Annotated in this window: 22 protein-coding genes; 19 read left to right on the top strand and 3 right to left on the bottom strand. The window is 60.5% G+C overall.

All coding sequences use genetic code 11. The features are described from left to right. The 17 genes from AKV04_RS26525 to ribD all read left to right on the top strand — a co-directional run. Positions 1 to 295 (top strand): hypothetical protein (locus AKV04_RS26525; RefSeq protein ID WP_054008040.1); only part of this gene is annotated, 295 nt, incomplete at its 5' end. Between the two features lie 5 nt (positions 296 to 300). Next, positions 301 to 738, top strand: a complete 438-nt coding sequence (locus AKV04_RS19345) for a hypothetical protein (protein ID WP_054008039.1) — start codon at positions 301 to 303, stop codon at positions 736 to 738. A gap of 209 nt (positions 739 to 947) precedes the next feature. Next, the gene (locus tag AKV04_RS19340) at positions 948 to 3,332 is read left to right on the top strand and encodes a phage tail tape measure protein (protein ID WP_054008038.1); all 2,385 of its coding nucleotides are present in this window, start codon (positions 948 to 950) and stop codon (positions 3,330 to 3,332) included. Further along, a complete protein-coding gene (locus AKV04_RS19335; protein ID WP_054008037.1) occupies positions 3,332 to 4,234 on the top strand; it encodes a phage head spike fiber domain-containing protein in 903 nt (300 codons plus the stop codon). Before AKV04_RS19340 ends, AKV04_RS19335 begins: the two co-directional genes overlap by 1 nt. Next, positions 4,227 to 4,484: a hypothetical protein gene (locus AKV04_RS26520; RefSeq protein ID WP_162232916.1), complete on the top strand. Its 258-nt coding sequence runs from the start codon at positions 4,227 to 4,229 to the stop codon at positions 4,482 to 4,484. Before AKV04_RS19335 ends, AKV04_RS26520 begins: the two co-directional genes overlap by 8 nt. Next, entirely contained in the window at positions 4,477 to 5,004 is a 528-nt protein-coding gene (locus AKV04_RS19325) for a DUF1833 family protein (protein ID WP_054008035.1), read from the top strand. The genes AKV04_RS26520 and AKV04_RS19325 overlap by 8 nt, the downstream gene beginning before the upstream one ends. After that, on the top strand, positions 5,001 to 5,384 hold the full coding sequence (locus tag AKV04_RS19320; RefSeq protein ID WP_054008034.1) for a hypothetical protein: 384 nt from the start codon (positions 5,001 to 5,003) through the stop codon (positions 5,382 to 5,384). The genes AKV04_RS19325 and AKV04_RS19320 overlap by 4 nt, the downstream gene beginning before the upstream one ends. Then, complete coding sequence (locus AKV04_RS19315; RefSeq protein WP_054008033.1) at positions 5,381 to 8,233, top strand: host specificity factor TipJ family phage tail protein; 2,853 nt, start codon at positions 5,381 to 5,383, stop codon at positions 8,231 to 8,233. Before AKV04_RS19320 ends, AKV04_RS19315 begins: the two co-directional genes overlap by 4 nt. Before the next feature lies 1 nt (position 8,234). After that, a complete protein-coding gene (locus tag AKV04_RS19310) occupies positions 8,235 to 9,395 on the top strand; it encodes a hypothetical protein (RefSeq protein WP_054008032.1) in 1,161 nt (386 codons plus the stop codon). Between the two features lie 10 nt (positions 9,396 to 9,405). Continuing rightward, positions 9,406 to 9,846 carry a hypothetical protein gene (locus AKV04_RS19305; RefSeq protein ID WP_054008031.1) on the top strand — a complete coding sequence of 147 codons (441 nt, stop codon included), beginning with the start codon at positions 9,406 to 9,408 and terminating at the stop codon, positions 9,844 to 9,846. A 149-nt stretch (positions 9,847 to 9,995) separates the two neighbouring features. Then, positions 9,996 to 10,178 carry a Com family DNA-binding transcriptional regulator gene (locus AKV04_RS27925; protein ID WP_082351749.1) on the top strand — a complete coding sequence of 61 codons (183 nt, stop codon included), beginning with the start codon at positions 9,996 to 9,998 and terminating at the stop codon, positions 10,176 to 10,178. Beyond that, on the top strand, positions 10,175 to 10,999 hold the full coding sequence (locus AKV04_RS19300; protein WP_054008030.1) for a DNA adenine methylase: 825 nt from the start codon (positions 10,175 to 10,177) through the stop codon (positions 10,997 to 10,999). Before AKV04_RS27925 ends, AKV04_RS19300 begins: the two co-directional genes overlap by 4 nt. A 478-nt stretch (positions 11,000 to 11,477) precedes the next feature. Further along, positions 11,478 to 11,603 (top strand): hypothetical protein, encoded by a 126-nt coding sequence (locus tag AKV04_RS27615; RefSeq protein WP_268871810.1) that lies wholly within the window; start codon positions 11,478 to 11,480, stop codon positions 11,601 to 11,603. A 135-nt stretch (positions 11,604 to 11,738) separates the two neighbouring features. Continuing rightward, entirely contained in the window at positions 11,739 to 12,341 is a 603-nt protein-coding gene (locus tag AKV04_RS19290) for a hypothetical protein (RefSeq protein ID WP_054008028.1), read from the top strand. Between the two features lie 363 nt (positions 12,342 to 12,704). Beyond that, the gene (locus tag AKV04_RS25755; protein ID WP_082351748.1) at positions 12,705 to 13,589 is read left to right on the top strand and encodes a DUF3800 domain-containing protein; all 885 of its coding nucleotides are present in this window, start codon (positions 12,705 to 12,707) and stop codon (positions 13,587 to 13,589) included. A 428-nt stretch (positions 13,590 to 14,017) separates the two neighbouring features. Further along, positions 14,018 to 14,485: a transcriptional regulator NrdR gene (gene nrdR / locus AKV04_RS19280; RefSeq protein WP_054008026.1), complete on the top strand. Its 468-nt coding sequence runs from the start codon at positions 14,018 to 14,020 to the stop codon at positions 14,483 to 14,485. A 14-nt stretch (positions 14,486 to 14,499) separates the two neighbouring features. After that, positions 14,500 to 15,567 carry a bifunctional diaminohydroxyphosphoribosylaminopyrimidine deaminase/5-amino-6-(5-phosphoribosylamino)uracil reductase RibD gene (gene ribD, locus AKV04_RS19275; RefSeq protein WP_054008025.1) on the top strand — a complete coding sequence of 356 codons (1,068 nt, stop codon included), beginning with the start codon at positions 14,500 to 14,502 and terminating at the stop codon, positions 15,565 to 15,567. A gap of 84 nt (positions 15,568 to 15,651) precedes the next feature. Here the strand turns inward: ribD and AKV04_RS19270 are convergent, their stop codons facing one another. The 3 genes from AKV04_RS19270 to AKV04_RS19260 are packed head-to-tail and all read right to left on the bottom strand — an operon-like array spanning position 15,652 to position 18,608. Next, positions 15,652 to 16,080, bottom strand: coding sequence for a VOC family protein (locus tag AKV04_RS19270; protein WP_054008024.1), 429 nt, complete (start codon positions 16,078 to 16,080; stop codon positions 15,652 to 15,654). 48 nt (positions 16,081 to 16,128) lie between these two features. Then, positions 16,129 to 17,481 (bottom strand): hypothetical protein, encoded by a 1,353-nt coding sequence (locus AKV04_RS19265; RefSeq protein WP_054008023.1) that lies wholly within the window; start codon positions 17,479 to 17,481, stop codon positions 16,129 to 16,131. Positions 17,482 to 17,486: 5 nt separating this feature from the next. Then, positions 17,487 to 18,608 (bottom strand): hypothetical protein, encoded by a 1,122-nt coding sequence (locus AKV04_RS19260; RefSeq protein ID WP_156317686.1) that lies wholly within the window; start codon positions 18,606 to 18,608, stop codon positions 17,487 to 17,489. Between the two features lie 254 nt (positions 18,609 to 18,862). Between AKV04_RS19260 and AKV04_RS19255 the strand changes: the two genes are divergently transcribed. Together AKV04_RS19255 and AKV04_RS19250 are read left to right on the top strand one after the other, a co-directional pair. Beyond that, positions 18,863 to 19,696, top strand: a complete 834-nt coding sequence (locus AKV04_RS19255; protein ID WP_054008021.1) for a thymidylate synthase — start codon at positions 18,863 to 18,865, stop codon at positions 19,694 to 19,696. A gap of 13 nt (positions 19,697 to 19,709) precedes the next feature. Beyond that, entirely contained in the window at positions 19,710 to 20,186 is a 477-nt protein-coding gene (locus AKV04_RS19250) for a dihydrofolate reductase (RefSeq protein WP_054008020.1), read from the top strand. Positions 20,187 to 20,226 lie beyond the last annotated feature (40 nt).

Genomic DNA, 20,226 nt, shown 5'->3' with positions numbered 1-20,226 from the left:
CTGGGGCGGCGAGAAGATCGCCATCACGGATCGCGCGGTCAGTGGCCAGATGACGGTCGATCTGTTGGATACCGAAGAGATCACCTGGCGCACCGATATCAACGCCGTGTCGCTGACTTCTCTCGGTTTCAACCACGGCAACGCGGCGGGCAAGCGTATTGGCGTCTTTGCGCCGCGCGTCCAGCGCACCAATCCGCAGGCGGTGGATGATGATGGCGCAATCATGATTAGCACCGATTTGCGCGCCTTGCCGGGGGTCACCGGCGCGCCCGAACTCACCATCATCGCGCGGTGACCGGCATGGCAAACACAGATGATCTGGAGACGTTCTTCCCCGAGGTTCGCACCGTATCCATCGCGGGCAAAACCTTGGCGATCCCGAACCTGAAGGTGCGCCAGCTGTCGGCGTTCGCCAAGGTCAGCGAGCCGTTCATGCCACTGATCGTCACCGCAGATTACATGGCGGTGCTGACCCATCACACCGAAGCCGCCTGTCAGGCGGTGTCGATCGTCACCGGCACGGACGTGGCTTGGCTGATGGATCTTGATCCTGACGAGATGCTGCGGCTGATCTCGGCGGTCTACGAGGTGAACTTTGATTTTTTCGCCCGTCGCCTGTTGCCGGAACGCGCGGCAGCGGGCGAGCGATTGATGGCGCTGATGATCAACTGGGCTGGGGCGAAGCCTTCGCTTGGCTCGTCCGACGCGGACACCACCTCGCCGAGCTTGGCGAACTGACCGTCGCCCAGCTCGGCGCATTGTCGGCCGGGCATATTGCGCAAGACGCAAAAGACGACGCCCGCGCCATTGCAGCTATCAGTTTTGCTGTGACTCGCGACAGCCAGCAAGTCGCCGACTGGCTGCGCAACACCACGAAACCTAAGGCCTCGACACGGGGCGACCATGACGGTGCGCTGCACTGCCTTTGAGCCTGAGGAGGGCCGCTGATGGATATGACCGCCGCAATGGAACTCCGGGTCAAGAATGACCAGGCTAAGGCCGCACTGGCGGCGACCAAGGCTGATCTCAAAGGCGTGGGTGATGCTGCGAAGGGTGCTTCCGTCGAAGGAGCGAAAGTCGGCCCTGCGCTGGCCGGTGGGGCGGCGAAGGCGACTCCGGCTGTTGCAGGTCTTGAGAACAAGCTTGAAGAGTTGAAGACAGAGTTGGGCAGCGTCGTCGCCGCCGAAAAGACGGCGGTGGCACAGACGGCCGCGCTGGCAGCCCAAACTGCCTCGCTGGATGCCCATGTGACCGCAAGCGGCGGCAAAATGAGCGCGGGTGCGTATCAGGCAAAACTCATGGCCCAACAGCTCTCGCAGGTTGGCCAACAGACTATGGCGACGGGTCAGTTTGTGCAGGCATTGGCGATCCAGTTGCCTGACATTGGCATTGGATTCGGGGCCGTTGGTGGAGCTGTGGGCCTTTTAGCGGGGATTGCTTTGCCGCTGTTGGTATCAGCTTTAGGCGGCGCTGAAGAAAAGGCTCTCACACTGGATGAAGCCGTCGATAAGCTGGGTGGATCACTTGATGCCTACAAGGGTTTTGCCCAAACCGCAGCCACATCCACAGATGAGTTGCGCACGAAATTTGGTGAATATGCCTCTGACGTGAAGGGCTTCGCTGAGTTCATGAAGGGCGTGACGCTCAGCAAGTCCCTTGACGATATGAAGTTGGCGATTGATCCCCTCAAGGGTGGCCTGTCCGAAGTTGCAGAAAAGCTGGCTGTCGTTGATTCGCGAAAGAAAGCACTGTCTCTCGTTGACCCTTCGGACGTCGAGCGGATCGCCCGTTTCAATGAACAAATTGCCCGCAGCCAAGCTGAGGCAGAAAAGGCTGCGGCGAAGTACGGCGTCAGCGCTGATCAGGCAAGGCAGCTGATTGATGCGCTTGACGGTCTGGGCAATGTCGACGGCGGCAACATGACGGGACTGCGCGACGCGGCCGCATCAGCCCTCGGCATCATGCAGCAGATGGTTCCGGTTGGCTCGGAACTTCCCGCGCCTTTGCGCGATGCTGCCTCCGCGTTGAACGAAATCGTCGAGAAGACCGCCGAAGCCACCGCTGTTACAAGCGAACACGTCAGCATGGTGGATGACTTATCGGCGGTGCTTTACGCCGCCATGGAAAACGCAGGCCTGCTCGCAAGCTCTGGGCCTCAGGCGGGCTGGCTATCTGGTGCCATCAGCGATGCCACGACGCTTGCAGCCAAGCTCTGGGATGCCGCCGCTGCTGCAGCCGCCGCCGACGGACTGGATGCAGCCGGTAATCCGACCGAATTTGGCAAAGGCAGCGCTGGACGAAGGCCGCCCCGGCGTGCGCCACACGGCATTGGTGGCGTCGATTGGGGTGCTCCTCCCGCTACCAGAACCGGTGGCGGTGCGAGCGGTGGTGCCGCAAAGATTGACCCCGACAGCTTCGCCGCATTGACGAAGTCTGCTGAAGACGCGCTGGAAAAGCTGGAGAACGCGGTCGCGGGCATCCACGAGAAGGTGCGGCTCGGGCTAATGTCCACCGCCGAAGGCACCAAGGCCATCGCTTCGGCCAAGGATCAGGCCGCCAACAGCATCGCTGATCTGATCCCGAAGCTGGAAAAGGTGGCCGATGCGGCTGGCCCGAAAGCGGCAGCAGCGGTTGGTAAATGGCGGGCAGAAGTCAAAGGGCTTGTTGGCGATCTGAACGAGGCGAGCGCCGGGCTGGCGGATAAGCTCTCTTCGAACTTCGAGAAGGGATTTGCGGATTTCTTGTCGGGGGCCAAAAAGGGCAAGGCCGCGATGGCCGATTTCAAAAACTTCGTGATCCAGAAGCTGGCCGAGATCGCCGCCCAGAAGTTCACCGCTTCGATCATCACGCCGTTCCTTGACAGCCTGATCGGTGGGATCACTGGCGGCTTGTCGGGCGGAACCAGCGGCGGCACCGGCAGCATGGGCTTGCCCCAGCCTTTTGCGCTCGGCGGCGTTCCTGGTGGTCCGGGGATCAAAGCCTATAGCGGCACCGTCGTCAGCAAGCCGACTTTTTTCCCGATGGCCAAGGGCGCGGTCGTGGGCCTGATGGGTGAAGCTGGCGATGAAGCCGTGATGCCGCTTGCGCGCGATGCCAGCGGCAGGCTCGGCGTGCGCGCCTCGGGCGGCGGTGGGGGCGACGTGATTGTCAACATCACCACGCCACCGGGAACCAAGGCCACGTCGACCGAGCGTTCGCAGGGCGGCGACCGGATTATGGACGTGGTGATCGAAATGGTGGGGAATGCGCTTGCAGGCGACATCACCCAAGGTCGCGGGGCAATGTCAGACGCAATGACCAACACGTTCGGTCTCTCACGGGTGGGCCGATAATGCGCCGGTGGCCCGATGTTTTGCCGACGCCCTCGATGCCCGGATTTGGGTTGTCGCCGGTTGATCCGGCTTTGCGCACCGACATGGAGATCGGCGCGCAACGCGTGCGCCGCATCACCTTTGCGCGCAATGACCTGGTCGACATGGCTTGGGTGATGACCGACGCCGAATTCGCCGCCTTCCGTGCCTGGTGGAACGACGAGGCGTGGAGCATCGCGGGCGACAGCGAGAGCCTTGCCGGATGGACCTGGCTGAATGCGACGCGCGGCATCGGCACGGGCCTGTCGCCCGATAGTGCGATCGTGGACGGGTTGTTCGAGACCGCCGCCAATGGATTGCACCATGGCGAACTCGCCTTACCCTTGGCCGAAGCCAGCAAGACGGTGCTCTGCCGCGCCACCTTAAAGGCCGCAGGGCGCAACTGGGCGCGGCTCTCGTTCTTCGACCGCGCCGGTGTGCAGTGCTTCACCGACGTCGATTTGGCGAACGGCGTGCTGGGCCTTCAAAGCGGGCTTGTGAGCCGGACGCTAGAGTCCCGCGACAATGGCTATTTGCGGCTGACCCTGACCGCCCCGGTGGCGAGCGGCGGCAGTGCGCCTGCGATGCGGATCAGCGCGCTCTCGGCTTCGAACAACCCCAGCTACGCGGGCAATGCCGCGTGGGGTCTGGGTGTCTCTGAAGTCGGCGCGCGCATGGTCACGGGCTACGATCTGCATCTGCGTACCGGCAACGATGGCAAGGTGACGGGAGCCGCAGGCACCACGGCTTGGGTGCAGATGCCCATCGCTGTCGGGGGCGGTTTCAAGTTCGTTGAAGGCCGCTTCAAGGGGGTCTTCAAAGCCAGTGCTGGCCCTGCGCTGAACTGGGATGTCACCGCCCAGATGGAGGTGCGCAGTGCCTGATTTGATCGTAACTATCTCGGCTGCGTCAGGACTGCGTATGAGGGTTGAACAGCACTTAGATGCCAGCGGTCAGCAGATCGTCGGCATTTGGGTTGAAGAGTCGCGCGACCCCGCACTCATTGGCGCAAGTGTTGAAGCCGAGATCGCTGCGGCGCTCGACAATGGCGGCAACGCAGTTCGGGAAGAGTTTGCCAAGCATTTCGGCACGGGCTCCAGCATCCCGAAAAGTGAGGGTGATACCGATGCCTGATCCGACGCTCTCTGCAGCGATCCAAGAAGCCTATGCTTCGGCCCCGGTGAACCAGGTGATTTATCACACGCTGGAGCTTTGGCATCCGGCCTTCAGCCAACCCATCCGCGTCGTGCGCGACTTCAACGCGCTGGATGCGCGCATCGAGGCCGGGGCCGCCCGCGATCCGGGGGCGATTGTCACCTTCGTGGGCTTTGCCTTTGACATTGTGCCGCCCGATCAGACGAGCAGCGGTTTGCCGCAATGCACCATCGAGATTGATAACGTCAGCCAAGAGATACTGGCGCAGATCGATCTGGCCGTGGTGACCGCCCAGCCGATCACGGCGATCTATCGCTCTTACCTGTCCGATACCCTCACCGTCGGCCCGGACAACAACCCGCCGATGGAACTGACGCTGATCACGGTCAACGCCAACCCATTCCGGCTGAAGGCAACGGCGGGCTTTCCAGACCTGGTGAACTTGCGTTTCCCCAAACTCGACTATGATCTGGAAACCTTTCCGGGGTTGCAGCCATGACCGCGCATTGGGCGAGCACTTACATCGGGCGTCCGTGGAGCCGCAGCTTCACTTGCTGGCATTTCTGCGCGCTGGTCTGGCAAGAGCGGTTTGGCATCGCTGTGCCGCTGATCGAGATCGATGGCGCCGATCCACGCGCCACGCGGCGCGAACTCTCAAACTCGGTCGAGCGGCGCGGTTGGGTTGCTGTGGCAACTCCGGCTGAGGGCGACGGCGTCATGATGGCGAAAGGCGCGATGCCGTGTCACGTCGGCATCTGGCTGAGCCTTGGCGGTGTGCTGCACTGCGTTGAAGGCGCGGGTGCGATCTTCACCCCGACCGCGCGGCTGGCTGATCTTGGCTATTCTATATGCGGCACCTATCGGCGGGTGGCCGCATGAAAGCGCAATGCCTGACCATCTATAATCCGTTTGACCCCCTCGGCAGCCGCGTCGTGCAAGAGGTCCGTCGCCCGCTACGCCTGCGCCGACTGGCCCCGCCCGGCTCGGCTCCCTGCATTGCCGTGCTGAATGGTCGGCCGATTCTGCGATCGGAATGGAGGCGTCGCATGCGGCCCGGCGATCAGCTCGTGTTCTGCATTCTGCCGCGCGGCGGCGGCGGTCAGGGCGGCAGCAACCCGCTGCGCATGTTGCTCATGCTCGCGCTCACTGTGCTCGCTCCGCAGTTTGGTGGCTGGCTGTTGGGCGACACCCTCGCAGGCACCGCGATCTTCGGCAGCTTCACTTGGGGCAATGCCGTTGGCTTGGCCGGGATGCTGGTGGGTCAAGCGGTGATCAATGCCTTGATGCCGATGCCGACCCCGAAGCAGCTGCCGTCCGCCTCACCGACCTATGCCATCGGCGCACAGGGCAACATCGCGCGCATCGAACAGGCAATCCCGGTGCAATACGGCCGCCTGTTGGCTTGGCCGGATTTTGCCGCCCAGCCCTATGCCGAATACGCGGGCAACGATCAGTATCTCTATCAGTTGCTCTGCCTTGGCTGCGGCGAGTTCGACATCGAGCAGATCCGCATCGAGGACACGCCGATCGCGAACTTTTCTGAAATCACCTACGAGGTCATCGCACCGCACGGCCAAGTCACGCTGTTTCCGACCAATGTGATCTCCTCGGTTGAGGTCTCGGGGCAAGAGCTGCCGGGGCGCAAACAGGGCACCTATGTCCGGTCCGGCACCACCATCACCGTGACGGAAACCGCGCACGGCCGCGCGGTGGGCCAAGCGGTGCAACTCTCGCCTACCACCGCCGATGCGCCGACCGAGATCTATGCCATCGCAACTGTGCCGACGGCCGACACCTTCACCGTGGTGGCCCCCAGCGGCTCGGGCTCGGGCGTGATGTATATCCGCACGGTGGTGGGCGGCATTGACGGCTTTATCGCGTCAGATGCCGGAACGCTTGCCCGTCGTTTGGCCGTGGATATCATCTGGCCGCTCGGGCTGTTTGATGTCGACGGCAGCGGCAACCCGAAAGACATCAGCTCGCATCTGGTCATTCAGGCCCGCCGCGTCGACGACAACGGCCTGCCGATCTCGGCGTGGTACAATGTCATCGGGCAGATTGTTACCGACCGCACAGTGACGCCGAAGGCGATGTCCTATGACTGCAACGTGCCAGCGGGGGCAGGGCGCTACCGGGTCCGCGCTTACCGGATCGATGCAAAATCGACCGCGTCAAACACTGGCCATCAGATGATCTGGTCGGGCCTGCGCTGCTATCTGGCTGAGACGCAGGATTTTGGCAACGTCACGCTGATCGCCATGCGGATGCGGGCCACCAACAACCTTTCCGCCCAAGCCAGTCGCCGCATTGGTGTGGTCTGCACCCGCAAGATCCCGGTCTGGAATGGCGTGAGTTGGTCTGCACCCGTCGCCAGCCGCTCCATCGCTTGGGCGATTGCCGACGCCGCCCGCAATGCCGAGTATGGCGCGGGACTGCCCGACACCCGCCTCGACCTCGCGGCGCTCTTGGCCCTCGATGCGCTCTGGACTGCACGCGGTGACACCTTCAATGGCCGCTTCGACTCCGCCTCGAATTGGTGGGAGGCGGTCTCGAAGATTGCGCTTGTCGGCCGCGCACGCCTGTTCATGCAGGGCGGCCGGTTGCGCGTGGTGCGCGATGGGCCGCAGACCCTGCCGGTGGCGCTCTATTCGATGCGCAACATCAAGAAGGGCTCTTTCTCGATCGACTATCTTCTCGCCTCCGAGCAGACCGCCGATGCGCTGGAAGTCTCCTACTTCGACGAGGTCAAATGGTCGCCGCGCCGGGTCAAGGCGGCGCTGGCAGGCAGCAGCCTCGCACGGCCGGTGAAGATGGAATTGTTTGGCGCGACCAACCGCGATCAGGTTTACCGCGAGGGGCTCTATCACGCCGCCGCCAACAAATACCGCCGCCGCATGGTGCATTTTGCCACCGAGATGGAAGGCTTCATCCCCTCGATCGGCGATCTGATCGCGATCCAGCACGATATGCCGGGCTGGGGCGCGCATGCCGAAGCAGTGGCTTGGGATGCTGGTACCAGAACGCTCACCCTCACCGAGCCGATGATCTTTGGCGCGGGCAGTTATTACATCGGCATGCGCACGGCAGGCGGCGGTGTCAGCGGCCCTTGGCTGGTCACGGCCGGGCCATCGCCGGAGATCGTCGTGCTGACCGATACCCCCGATATGACGCCCTACACCGGCTCCGACCGCGAGCGCACCCATGTGGTGTTCGGCAAAGCCGAGACCTGGCGCACGCTGGCCAAGGTCACAGCGATCAAGCCGCGCGGGCTTTACGAGGTCGGCATCGACGCTGTGACCGAAGATCCATCGGTGCATACCGCCGACACCGGGGTGACCGCCGCGCCGATTGTCACATCGATCCTGCCGCGCGTGGTCACCATCCCCATTGTAACCGGCCTGATGGCGCGCCGCATTCCGGGCGACAATAGCCGCGCGGTGCTGGCGTGGCGACCGGCAGTCGGCGCAGTCACCTATCAGGTCGAGATGGCCCCTGGCATTGATCCGAGCGACCCCACAGTCAGTTGGACCCGCACCGCCGATACCACCGCCACCAACTTCGTTCTGCCGCTTTTGTTCGCATCGCAAACCCTGATCCGGGTGCGCGGCACGGGGCTGACCGCTGGGCCGTGGATGGCGGCTGCCTTGGGCACGCTTATTCCGAACATGTGGAACACCGATGCCACCGCGATGTGGACCCTGAACGCCAACCCGATGTGGAGCAGTTAAGATGGCCGTGCTACCCCCTTCATCCGACTTTACTGGATCAACCGTCACCGAAGGCCAGTTCAAAACCGCCCTCACTGGCCTGCGCGATTTCTTGTCGGGCTTGCTCGGCGCGGATGGTCTGACCGCCACAGCGCTGGCGAGCTTGGGCGCCATGGGGGCGGCCATCGTCGCCAAAACCGCCGCCTACACCGTGGTGGTCGGCGACCGCGGTAAAGTGCTGGATTGCTCGAACACTTGGACACTGACCTTGCCTGCCGCAGCCACGGCCGGGACGGGGTTTTCGCTGCTGATCCGCAATGGCGGCAGCGGTATCATCACGCTGGACCCCAACGCGGCCGAGCTGATCAACGGGGCTTCGACCGTCCCTCTCGCGGCCGGGCAATCCACACTCCTCGTCTGCACTGGCACGGCTTGGGTCACGGTAGGCGCGGTGGGCAGCGATGCAGCGGCGTTTCTGGCCATCACCGGCACGGCGCTGCAATCCGCCCTCGATGACACCACAGTCGGGCGGATCATGAAGGTCGGGGCCTTCGGCTGGGGCATCAACAACACCGGACCCACGGCACTGACTGATCTCGATGCCAACCGGGTCAGCGGCTTGTTCTTCTGGGCCTCCACCGCCACAGGTGCGCCGGAAGTGGCGAATGGCGTGGTGCTGCATATGACTAAGTTCGCCGGGGTCACCCAGAACGGATCGCAGCAGCAAATCGCCTTCTCGGCATCGGGCACGGTGTTTTTCCGCTCGTCGAAAAGCACCGGGCTTTGGAGCGCGTGGACCAGTTTGCTGCAGGTCAGCACGGCTGGGCTGATGACGCTTGCGGGCAATGCCACCGGCGCGTTGGCCATTACCATTGCCGACGATGCCGTCGGCATCATCACTACACCGCGCCAAGGCGGCTTTGCGGACATCACTTGTGCTGGGGCCACCGCGAGCCCGCTGCCTGACTTCTCGGGGCAGGTGTATTTCGACGCGGGCACCACGCTGCAAATCATCAAGGGGGCTGCCTTCACCGGGCTTTCCGCGTTCTTCAATGTGGTGGCCACTGACGTGCTCGGCACCACCGGCACCGATGCTTACGTCACCGTGGCGGTGCAAGCCGGTGTCCTGAAAATCGAAAACCGCTCCGGTGCTGCGCGCACTTTCCAAGTCACCTTCAGCTGAGGTCCGCCCGATGATTGCCACACAAATCGACGCCACGACATGGATGGTCACCGAAGGCGAAACCGACCTCACGCCGGGTCAGCAGCACCGCGTGGCGCTGCCTGCCGGGAGCAGCTCGGCCGCCGCCGCGATTGCCTTGGTGCAGTCGATGTTTGCCCCGGAGCCCGTCTTGTCCCCTGAAGCAAAAGCCGCCGCCGAACTTGCCGCCCGTCGCAGCAATATGGTGTGCAGCCCCTTGCAGGGCCGTCTCACGGCCGGGCCTGCGATCTGCGCCGCACTGGATGCCACGGCCTCTGATCCAGCCACGCCTTGGGCCATGCGCGTGGCCATCCAGAACGCCCGCGAATGGCGGCGGACCTCGCAGACCATCGACGAGATGGCATGGTTGTTGGGCTTCGATCCTGCGCAAATGGACAGCCTGTTTGAAGCGGCAATGACCGTGGCTGTCTAAAGCAAAACCAGTCTCCTTTTAAGGAGGCCGGGGGGTGCGCTAACACCCTCCAGCACGGGGACTATCCGCCAAGACAAGCCCCGCCGACCAGATTAACATTATGGCCGCTCCACCCCTCGAGAGGCGCGGCGAACTTGGGTCTAAACTACATGCCGGATCAAGAGATTCGTTGCTGCGCTTGCGCGCGGTTGCTATTTAAAATGCAGGCAGGGGCGCTGGTTGGCACCCTTTCCGTGAAGTGCCCGCGCTGTCGGGCGTTCAATCATCTGAGGCCTTCGAGCCCGAACCCAGAGCGCACGCCTGCGCCAGACCCGTTCGGAGCCAAAACGTGAAGCCACAGACCCTCTCGCCGATCACACCCGTCCGCCCGGTTGCCCCATGGCTGGGCGGTAAGCGCAACCTTGCAAAACGCATCTGCGCGCTGATCGACAATGATACAAACCACACGACCTATGCCGAGCCTTTCGTCGGCATGGGCGGGATATTCTTGCGACGGACACGATGTCCGCGCGCAGAGTTCATCAATGATCGCGGTCGCGACGTCTACAACCTGTTCCGGGTGCTGCAGGAGCATTACGTCGCCTTCCTCGACATGCTGCGCTTCCAGATCACCACGCAGGCAAACTTCAACCGCCTGGTCGACGTTGACCCCGAAACCCTGACCGATTTGCAGCGCGCAGCGCGCTTTCTTTATCTGCAAAAGCTGGCCTTCGGTGGCAAGGTTTCTGGCAAGAACTTCGGCCTCTCAATGGATCGGCCGGGGCGGTTCAACCTGACCACGCTGGAGCCGGATCTCGAGGCCCTGCACAGCCGTCTTTCCGGCGTGACGGTGACCTGTCTGGACTTCGCCGATTTCATCCGCCGCGTGGATCGGCCTGAGACGCTGTTCTATCTCGATCCGCCCTATTGGGGCTGCGAGGGCGACTATGGCAAGGCGCTGTTTGCCCGCGAGCGGTTCGAGGAACTTGCGACCGTTCTAGGGGGCTTAAAGGGGCGTTTTATCCTGTCTTTAAACGACGTGGACGGCGTGCGCGAAACCTTCAAAGCCTTCCGATTTCGCGAGGTGAAAACCACCTATACCATCGCGGCAAAAGGGGCGGCACCGGAGCGGGCAGAGGTGCTGATTGCGAACTATGACCTAGGCAGCATTTGAGAGCTGTCGTCCTGAGATTGGGAACCAGATCGCACTTGCTGAAGTTATGTAACTGCACTCCAAATCTGTCGTGAGTGGCGGAGTGTAAGGCGCGTCGAATCGAGCCCTCGAGTTCGGCGCGCCTTTTTGCCAAAGCAGCAGCTCGGCGGAGGCCTTACATGATGAACAGGTAAAGCGCCCCGGCGAGAACGCAGTTAAATGTGAACAACACGACCGACAGGCGGACGTCATCCATAGCGATTCCCCCTTTTCATGCCGACAATTTATTCTGCGCGCGCCTCTTTTGATTGCAACAAAGACCGCGAAACATCGGCAAATTCTGGCTCATTTCCTGCGCGGCGACCGTCTGGCTGGACCGATCCGCTGCAGCCGGTAACGGCGTGGTGCCAATGGCTGCAGCGCGCGTGGCGCATGCTGAAGGCAGAACTGATGGGGTGAAAGGGGCGTTTAAACGGGGCTTAAATGCCCCGTTTAATGGGTGCGCGAAACCTTCAAAGCCTTCCGATTTCGCGAGGTCAAAACCACCTACACCATCGCGGCCAAGGGGGCGGCACCCGAGCGGGCCGAGGTGCTGATCTCGAACTATGAGCTGGGCGGGTTTTGACTGTGTGAAACCACCCTTTAAACAGGGCTTAAATGCCCCGTTTATTTTTCAAAATCTAACACGCCGTTCGCTGCAAGTCGCAGTTGCGCAACAGCATCATAACGGTGCTAAGATGCCTGTTCATGGAGGTGCTCAATGGGATTTGATGATTTTTTCGGTCTAACCTTAGGTGTGCAAGTGGCACTCGGTTCGGGCTACCTAGCATATTCCACCGCCTATGCCGGGCTTCGGCGTGATCACGGCACTGAAGACGCAATTTTCATCTCGTTGGCGTTTGGCGCACTTGCAACACTTGTATTCTCGATTTTGGAACCTTTCGGGAAGTGGTGGCAGTCGATAGGTGCGTTGCTCATTTGCTTGGTCGTCGGCAGCGCTTGGCGCATGTTCGCGCGCGGTTGGTGGCATAAAATTTTAGCATTTTTCGGAGTTCATCGGGAAGATGGCGTCCATTCGCCATGGCACGCTCTCATTCACGCAAAATATAAGGTAGGTCAGTTCTCTGTGCACACTAAGAACGGCCGTGTGCTTTATCTGAATGACAGGGCTGCATTTCACGGCTTGCCCTGGGACGGCTTATATCTTGGTGGAGATGGTGGGGTTGTGATGGTGGTGGAGGAGGAGGAGCTTCCCGACGGCACCACCGAACAACGTGCGGGCATCAAGGATACTGCATGGGGAACGCGCTTGACCTACATTCCAGCGGACGAGATCGAGCGCGTCAATATCCGTCTCAAATAGATATTATTTTTTGGGTGGTGGGGTCGGCCCGCCTGTCGTCAGTTTGTTTGGTGACACGCTGCTCTGGGTTCCACGGATCGGTGAAGGCGAAGCGCCTTTTTTGTCGCCCTGGGGCGCGCCAATCTTCTTCTCTGTCAAGACGATTCTCCTAATTAAACGATGTTAAGTTCAAATAGTGGACGCTGCGAGTGAGCTTTGCAAGGCTGCGTCAAATTGGATGGCGCTGCCACTCTCAGTGCGAATCTGAGTGCACGCTGAAGGCGGAGATCGGGCGTTAAACTGCCCTTTTATTGGGGCTTAAACGCCTCCTTTTATGTAGGTTAAGGATTTGACTCGGGGGGCAATTTCGTCTGCACTTGACCTATGAACATACGCCCCGAATCTGCTTCATTTGTGCTTTACGTCGACGAAGCTGGCGATGACGGCTTGAGAAGCTTTAAGCCAGAAGATCCGAAGGGATGCACTGAATGGTTGTGTCTTGCCGGATATTTGGTGCGCGCAGAAATCGACAAGACTTTGCCTGATGTTCATTTATCGCTTCGTCAGGCAGTGGGATCGCGCCAGTCGGATGTAATCCACTATAGGAACCTGAGTGACCCCAAAAGACTTGTTGCTTGTGAGCACTTGGCGAAGACGCCAGCGCGAGCTTTTGCGGTCTGTTCGTACAAACGAACACTTCAGAATTATCACAATCCTCGAGTAGTTGCCGCAAACGGGGGATCTTCGCAGTTTCTATACAACTGGCTGATCCGAATGCTCTTGGAGCGAGTGACCGATTTTGTAGTGCGTGACGCATCCTATGAGAGGAACAAAGATTACCTACGAGTCGTGTTTTCCCATCGTGGTGGCCACCGATTTGGCCAAATGAAAGCATATGTTGAACAGCTCAAGGCCCAAGCTGTCGGCAATAGCACGTGGATTAAGACCCGTGAGATTAGACCAGAAGTGCTCAGATTTCAGCATTTTGAGTCTGTGCCGTACTATCAGATGGCAGGATTGCAGTTGGCAGATATTGTCGCCAGCGCAGTCTATCAGGGGCTTGATACTCATGCTCCGCGTTGGACCTGTAACCCAGCAAAGGCCCTCTCGAGGCTGGTGGCGCGAGAGGTGGTGTCTGGACGAAGGCTGACAGCTGATTATGGGCTCACGCTAGTCCCGCAGCCCCACAAGGTCGCGCTGAGACACGATCAGCGTCAACTCTTCGAAGCATATGGCTATGTCTTCGATGAGGGACATGCGTTTCGATAACAGGGTAAGTGTGGGTTTCCGGGCCTAGGTTGATCATTCGCGTTAGGCCACGATCCGATGCGCGACCGTCGTTTGATCCGGCTACCCCAAAGGAGCGTCCAAGGTTTTCCGGCAAACCCACAAATTCAAAATAGCACACTAGACTTGCTGGGTCATTTCCATTTACGACCCGTTTCGATCAAAATCGTGTTGCTGCCAACTCTGCTGTCAAACTCTGCCAACTCTGCTGTCACGCCACACACAATCAGTGGCAGGTCACTCGGTTTTTAGACGTCACCTGAGTCCTGCCCGCCACAGTCTACAGCTATATGCAGTATCTGCGATCATCCCCCTAGGCGAAGGCTAGGCAATGGCGCTAGGGTCTGTGGATAACTCGGCAGGATAGCCGGGACCGAGGCAGTAACAAATAACAAGCAAGGAGGGAGCCGATGCGCTGCCCATTCTGCGGAAACGTCGATACGCAAGTCAAAGATAGCCGCCCTGCGGAGGATCACGTTTCGATCCGCCGCCGTCGGTTTTGCCCGGCCTGCGGTGGGCGCTTCACCACCTATGAGCGCGTGCAGTTACGTGATCTGGTCGTCGTCAAAACCTCGGGCAAGCGGGAGGATTTCGACCGCACCAAGCTGGAACGCTCGATCCGCATCGCGATGCAAAAACGCCCGATTGATCCCGAACGGATTGATCAGATGATTTCCGGAATCGTGCGCCGCTTGGAATCTTTGGGCGATACCGACATCTCGTCGAAGGTGATTGGTGAGATCGTGATGGAATCTTTAGCGCGCATCGACACGGTCGCCTATGTCCGGTTTGCCAGCGTTTACAAGAACTTCCAAGCCGCTGATGATTTCGACCGCTTCGTGTCTGAACTCCGCCCCGGCACCGCTGCGGACGAGTGAGCGACGCAGACCATATGGCCCATGCCTTGCGCATCGCTGCGCGGGGCTTGGGTCGTACTTGGCCCAATCCGGCCGTCGGCTGCGTGATCATAAAGCAGGGCGTGGTTGTGGGCCGAGGCTGGACCCAACCGGGGGGGCGCCCGCATGCCGAGGTGATGGCCTTGGCACAAGCCGGAGAGGCTGCGCGTGGGGCCACGGCTTACGTCACGTTGGAACCCTGCGCGCATCACGGCAAAACCCCGCCCTGCGCCGAAGCTTTAATCGCCGCAGGGGTGGCGCGGGTGGTGAGTGCGTTGCAAGACCCCGACCCGCGTGTATCGGGCAAAGGCCATGCCATGCTCCGTGCCGCTGGCATCGCAGTCACTGAAAACATTCTGCTAGCTGAGGCCACCCGCGCCAATGCGGGCTTCCTGAAACGCGTCACCCAAGGTCTGCCCTTCGTCACCCTGAAACTCGCCACCACCTTGGATGGCCGCATCGCCACCGCCTCAGGCGAATCGCGCTGGATCACCGGGCCTGTCGCCCGCCGCGCCGTCCATACCATGCGCCTGAACCATGACGCCGTGCTGATCGGCTCCGGCACCGCCCGCGCTGATGATCCTGATCTGACAGTGCGCGAGTTGGGTGCCACGCATCAACCGATCCGCATCGTGATGGACAGCCGCCTCAGCCACAGCCCAGACAGCCGCCTCGGTCATACCGCCAAAACCTCGCCGGTCTGGCTGCTGCACGGCCCCGACGCGCCACCGGAAAACCGGGATTCTTGGACAGGGCAGGGCGCGACCCTGCTGGAAACTGCCTGCGAAAACGGAACCATAAACCCCCGCGCGGCGCTGCAAGCCCTCGCTGGTCAAGGCCTCACCCGGATCTTCTGCGAAGGCGGCGGCACCTTAGCAGCCGCGCTGATCCGCGCCGATCTGGTCGACGACCTCGCCCTATTCACCGCAGGTGCACTGATCGGCGGTGACGGCCAAGCCAGCCTCGCCGCCCTCAACCTCACCACCCTCAAAGACGCCCCTCGTCTCACCCTGCGCGAGACCAAAACCATAGGACCAGACGCCTACAGCCTCTGGTCCTTTTGACTGTTCAATTTCTTAACCATTCACATTGGCTCAAATATCCCCGCCGGAGGCGCAGATTTCAGCCTGCACTCCGGGCGGAAATCCTCACCAACTCCCGGTATTGCCCATCGACGCCCAAGGCTCCGCCGCAGCCAAGGCCTCCCCCTTCTGCAAAATCTCGATCGAGACGTTGTCGGGCGAACGCACAAACGCCATATGACCATCGCGCGGCGGGCGGTTGATCAGCACACCATTGGCCGCCAAATGCGCGCAGGTGGCGTAAATGTCATCGACTTCGTAAGCCAAATGCCCGAAATGCCGCGAATCCGACGGCAGACCCGCATCGCCATCCCAGTTATAGGTCAGCTCCACCGGACACTCCGGCTGACCGGGAGGCGCCATGAACACCAGCGTAAAGCGGCCCTTGTCATTGGTATAGCGCTTGGTCTCCTCCAGCCCGAGCAGGCGGTAGAATGCCATCGAGGCATCAAGGTCCAGCACCCGGACCATGGTGTGCAGATATCGGATTGTCATGTCTCTCTCCTCATATCTTGGCTGAGAGGCGGGCCGAAGGTTGCCCGCCTAGAAATTGGATTTGAAGCCCATACTGACCCCAACCTCGCGCGTCGTGAACAAATCGACATTGGACGAGACGTCCGATGCTGTCACCGTTACGCTGGGCGAGAACCCCATATAATCAAATTCGTTCAAATCTAAAGTGACAGCCAGCAGATTTCGGTGATCAACCCGGCCATCCAACAGATCAAACGGTGAAAACGGATAGTCGCGCAACTCGGACGAGGCGCTCAGCGACAAGCCCATGCCCGCGACAGGCTGGGCTTTGCGCCACACCACGCGGGCCGCGATTGAGGTGTTCTCCAATCCGGGGCTTTCGGTCACAGTGTCGCGTCCCGACAGACTAAACTGCAAAATATCTCCGGTTTGCAGGCGCTTGGTGGCCGCCACCGTCATGCTATAGACGTCAGAAGATCGAATGGTGGCATCCAGCCGGGTTTGCTTTTCCCCCGAGACGCCAAGATACAGCCCCAAAGAATTCGACACGATCAGATCGCCGCCAAACTCCAGCCGCAGCCGATTGGCCAGATTACGCCCGCCAGACCAATCGTGGCCTGCAAACGCGCCAAAGCGGTAGGTTAGCTTGCTGTCCACCGGGCGATACAGCCGGGTTACTCCGGCTTCCACCGTGGCCGTGGCATAGTTTTTCGCCTCCGCCTCGGGCGCAATATCGTGGGCCTCAGATGACAGCCAGACCTGCGACTGATCAAGATGCAGCGAAAACTCAGTGCGCGTGGTGGCGGTGGGCGGCAGCCGATAGGTCAGATCGGCAGCAAAATTCGCCTCGATTCCCGACAAAGCCGACTGCTCGCCCGAGATTTCAATTTCAGGCGGCAACCACGGAATGCCGGGGTTGCGAAAGCTGGTCGCGGTCGAGCCGTTGTTGACGTTGGACGAGGGGCGGACTGACAGATCAAACTGCAAGATCAAAGGGTTGCTTGATCTAACATAGTCAAACTGCGCCCGAACCACCTCGCGCGCTTCGGGGCTGGTCGCCAGATCGGCGGCCTTGCGCAGCCACAACTGCGCGGCCCCTTTGCGATTGTCCTGCGCGTAAGAACTGGCAATAAACATCGCCGCACTAAAGCGGGTCTCGGGGTCTTGGGTGGCGCGGAAAGACAGCCGCGCCGCCTGACGCGACTCCGGCCCTGTCGACGAGGCCTGCGCTTTCAGAAAAAGCGCTGCCGCGTCATGCGGATCGCGGCCCAGCAAAGCCTCGGCTACTGCCATAGCGCCTATCTGATCGCCCGTGGCCATCAGTTGAAAGCCATATGCCCGCATTTGTGCAGGACTTAGCTCCCCTGCCGCCAAGGGCAGGGCTGCAACCATCATCCCAAGCACCAGCGCAAAGCGCAGCATCACCCTCACCGTTGCAGAATGAAGCCGCCGGTTTCGCGCACCCCTACACCTTCATAGCGCAGATCGTCGCCCTCAACCACATAGACGCCAACCACCTGTTGCCCGGCAGCGTTGTTCCCTGAAACCACGGCGTAATACTTGCCTTCTTCAAAGCTCACGGCCTTGCCACCGCTGTCGACGTAATAGCTGCCCAATTTGCCGACAATTTCGCCGTTGTCGTTCATCACGCCCGGCCCGATGGTGAATTGAATCGTCGGCAAGGTGCTGTTGGTGCGCCCGGTTTTGGCATCCAGCGCATCCAGCACGGTTTGGGTCACATCATTGCCAGCCAGATCGTAAATCCGGCGGTTGTAGACCCGGCCCTGCACTGCATTGCCGTCATTGAAATCGTCAAAGTCAATGTCCATCGTCATATCAGCGGTCGACATTTCCATGCCACCCGCACCTTTGAAATCACGCAGACCGGCAACTTTACCGCTGTAATGCGCCTGACCACGATAGGCGGGGTTCTTGGCACCCGAAGTCAGGAATTCTTCGCTGGTGCCTGAACCTTCGGCGGGCAAAGTCACCCCCCCGGTACGGCTATAGATAAAGCCGCCAAAGCCATAATCGACATATGACCCGGTGCGCACGATCGCGAATTTCACCGACCCGTCGTTTGACACGCCATAGATAGCACGATGTTGCAACTGATCAATCGGCTGGCCAGTCACGGAATCGGGCAAGCTGGGCTTGCCATCATACAAAGCATAGGTCGCTTTCTTGCCCGTGACATTGTTCAACTCGCCCGGCGTGGCGCGGTCAAACACGTTGTTGCCGTCAAAGCCAAGGTTATCGACCTTAAACGTATCGTTAGTGCCGTTGTAGCTGACCTCGGTGACATAGCCGTTGCCCGAATCGCCGTTCGAGGTATCCTTGCCCTTCGGCTCATACCGGGTGACGCCGGAGGCAGGCGTGGGCGAGGTGGTGCCCGGCGGCAGCCCGCCTTCGGTGGTAATTCCGCCGTTCGGATCAGGCGTTACGGGCGTGGTTGGGTCGGTCGGCACGGTCGTATCTGGAATAAACGGGTTGCCGCCACAGGCAGATAACAGCAGCATGGCCGCAAGCGTCAAACGGATCGGTTTCATCTGTGGTCCTGCCCATAGCATCAAAAATCACATCAACTTTGCGTGCAAAACCCTTGAAAGTCAAAGCGGATTCGATTTCGCCACCTGATCTTTCGCCGCTGTGCCCGCTTGGCATCACCCACTGCCCAGCGCAAGCTTCGGCCTTGGCCTGGCGCAGAGATCATGTCTATATATAGACAAACCACCGCCAATCCTGACAACAGCTTGTCACGCCGTCACAAAACCAAAACCCTCAAGCCAAACGGAACACAGACGTGCAAACCTATCTCGACGCATTGCGCCGCGTGCTGGCCGAGGGCCAAACCTCGACCGACCGCACCGGCACCGGGACGATTTCGTATTTTGGCATGCAGAGCCGCTACGATCTTTCGCAAGGCTTTCCTCTGGTCACCACCAAGAAATTGCACCTGAAATCCATCATCCACGAGCTGTTGTGGTTCCTGAATGGCGACACCAATATCGGCTATCTCAAGGCCAATGGCGTCGGCATCTGGGATGAATGGGCCGATGAAAACGGCGATCTTGGCCCGGTCTATGGCGCGCAATGGCGGCGGTTTCCGAAATTGACCCCGGCGGGCGACGACCCGCAAGGCCGCCCGCTTTACTACGCCGATAGCGTCGATCAGATCGCCGATCTGGTCACCGCGATTCGCAAAACCCCCGACAGCCGCCGCCTGATCGTCTCGGCCTGGAACCCCGGCGAGGTGCCAAACATGGCGCTGCCGCCCTGCCACACCCTTTGGCAAGTTCGCATCGCCGGGCGTAAACTTCATCTGCAACTCTACCAACGCTCGGCCGATATGTTCCTCGGTGTGCCGTTCAACATCGCCTCTTATGCGCTGCTGCAAAGTATGTTGGCGCATGTCACGGGCTACGAGCCGGGCGATTTCATCCACACCATGGGCGACGCGCATATCTATACCAACCACATGGAACAGGTGCAGACCCAACTCGCCCGCAGCCCAAAATCCTTGCCAACCCTGCGGATCAAGCGGCAAGTCAGCTCGATTTTTGATTTCAAATATGAAGATTTTGAGTTTCTGAACTACGATCCCGATCCCGCCATCAAAGCCCCCGTGGCTGTGTAAGGGGGCCGATCTCATGCTCAGCCTCGTCGTCGCCCGCGCCCGCAATGGGGCTATCGGCAAAGACAACCTGATCCCATGGCACGCGCCCGAGGATCTGGCGTTCTTTCAACGCGAAACCACCGGAGGCGCGATCATCATGGGCCGCAAAACCTGGGAAAGCCTGCCGTTCAAGCCGTTGAAAAACCGGCTGAATTGCGTGGTCTCGTCTGACAAATCCCTGACCGAGCATGTCTTCGCAACCCCCGAAGCTGCCCTCACATTTGCCCGCGCCAGCGGCTATGCCCGCTCCTATGGCATCGGTGGCGCAGGCATCTACCGCGCGCTGCTGCCCCTGGCGGATCGCCTGCTGATCACCGAAGTCGCGCTAGATATCCCTTATGCCGACGCCTTCTTCCCAGATTTTGACGCAAAAGACTGGCAGCAACTGTCCTCAATCCCATTGCGTGGAGAGGCTCCCATTTGCATCGCCACAGAATACCTCCGCCGCTGACTCTCTAAAACTTATCTAAAATTGTCATCCTCTGCGCTCA

Source organism: Cypionkella psychrotolerans, assembly GCF_001294535.1.
Lineage (GTDB): Bacteria > Pseudomonadota > Alphaproteobacteria > Rhodobacterales > Rhodobacteraceae > Cypionkella > Cypionkella psychrotolerans.
Note: the sequence above shows the minus strand (reverse complement) of the source record. Positions and strands in the feature narration are given on the sequence as shown.

Bases quoted from the DNA above. Each gene is read 5' to 3' on its own strand.
- ribD (WP_054008025.1), top strand. From the start codon at position 14,500: ATGGCCCATGCCTTGCGCATCGCTGCGCGGGGCTTGGGTCGTACTTGG.
- AKV04_RS19260 (WP_156317686.1), bottom strand. From the start codon at position 18,608: ATGAAACCGATCCGTTTGACGCTTGCGGCCATGCTGCTGTTATCTGCC.
- AKV04_RS19265 (WP_054008023.1), bottom strand. From the start codon at position 17,481: ATGCTGCGCTTTGCGCTGGTGCTTGGGATGATGGTTGCAGCCCTGCCC.
- AKV04_RS19310 (WP_054008032.1), top strand. From the start codon at position 8,235: ATGGCCGTGCTACCCCCTTCATCCGACTTTACTGGATCAACCGTCACC.
- AKV04_RS19315 (WP_054008033.1), top strand. From the start codon at position 5,381: ATGAAAGCGCAATGCCTGACCATCTATAATCCGTTTGACCCCCTCGGC.
- AKV04_RS19250 (WP_054008020.1), top strand. From the start codon at position 19,710: ATGCTCAGCCTCGTCGTCGCCCGCGCCCGCAATGGGGCTATCGGCAAA.
- AKV04_RS19305 (WP_054008031.1), top strand. From the start codon at position 9,406: ATGATTGCCACACAAATCGACGCCACGACATGGATGGTCACCGAAGGC.
- nrdR (WP_054008026.1), top strand. From the start codon at position 14,018: ATGCGCTGCCCATTCTGCGGAAACGTCGATACGCAAGTCAAAGATAGC.
- AKV04_RS19325 (WP_054008035.1), top strand. From the start codon at position 4,477: ATGCCTGATCCGACGCTCTCTGCAGCGATCCAAGAAGCCTATGCTTCG.
- AKV04_RS25755 (WP_082351748.1), top strand. From the start codon at position 12,705: ATGAACATACGCCCCGAATCTGCTTCATTTGTGCTTTACGTCGACGAA.
- AKV04_RS19270 (WP_054008024.1), bottom strand. From the start codon at position 16,080: ATGACAATCCGATATCTGCACACCATGGTCCGGGTGCTGGACCTTGAT.
- AKV04_RS19320 (WP_054008034.1), top strand. From the start codon at position 5,001: ATGACCGCGCATTGGGCGAGCACTTACATCGGGCGTCCGTGGAGCCGC.
- AKV04_RS27925 (WP_082351749.1), top strand. From the start codon at position 9,996: ATGCCGGATCAAGAGATTCGTTGCTGCGCTTGCGCGCGGTTGCTATTT.
- AKV04_RS19340 (WP_054008038.1), top strand. From the start codon at position 948: ATGGATATGACCGCCGCAATGGAACTCCGGGTCAAGAATGACCAGGCT.
- AKV04_RS19335 (WP_054008037.1), top strand. From the start codon at position 3,332: ATGCGCCGGTGGCCCGATGTTTTGCCGACGCCCTCGATGCCCGGATTT.
- AKV04_RS19345 (WP_054008039.1), top strand. From the start codon at position 301: ATGGCAAACACAGATGATCTGGAGACGTTCTTCCCCGAGGTTCGCACC.
- AKV04_RS19290 (WP_054008028.1), top strand. From the start codon at position 11,739: ATGGGATTTGATGATTTTTTCGGTCTAACCTTAGGTGTGCAAGTGGCA.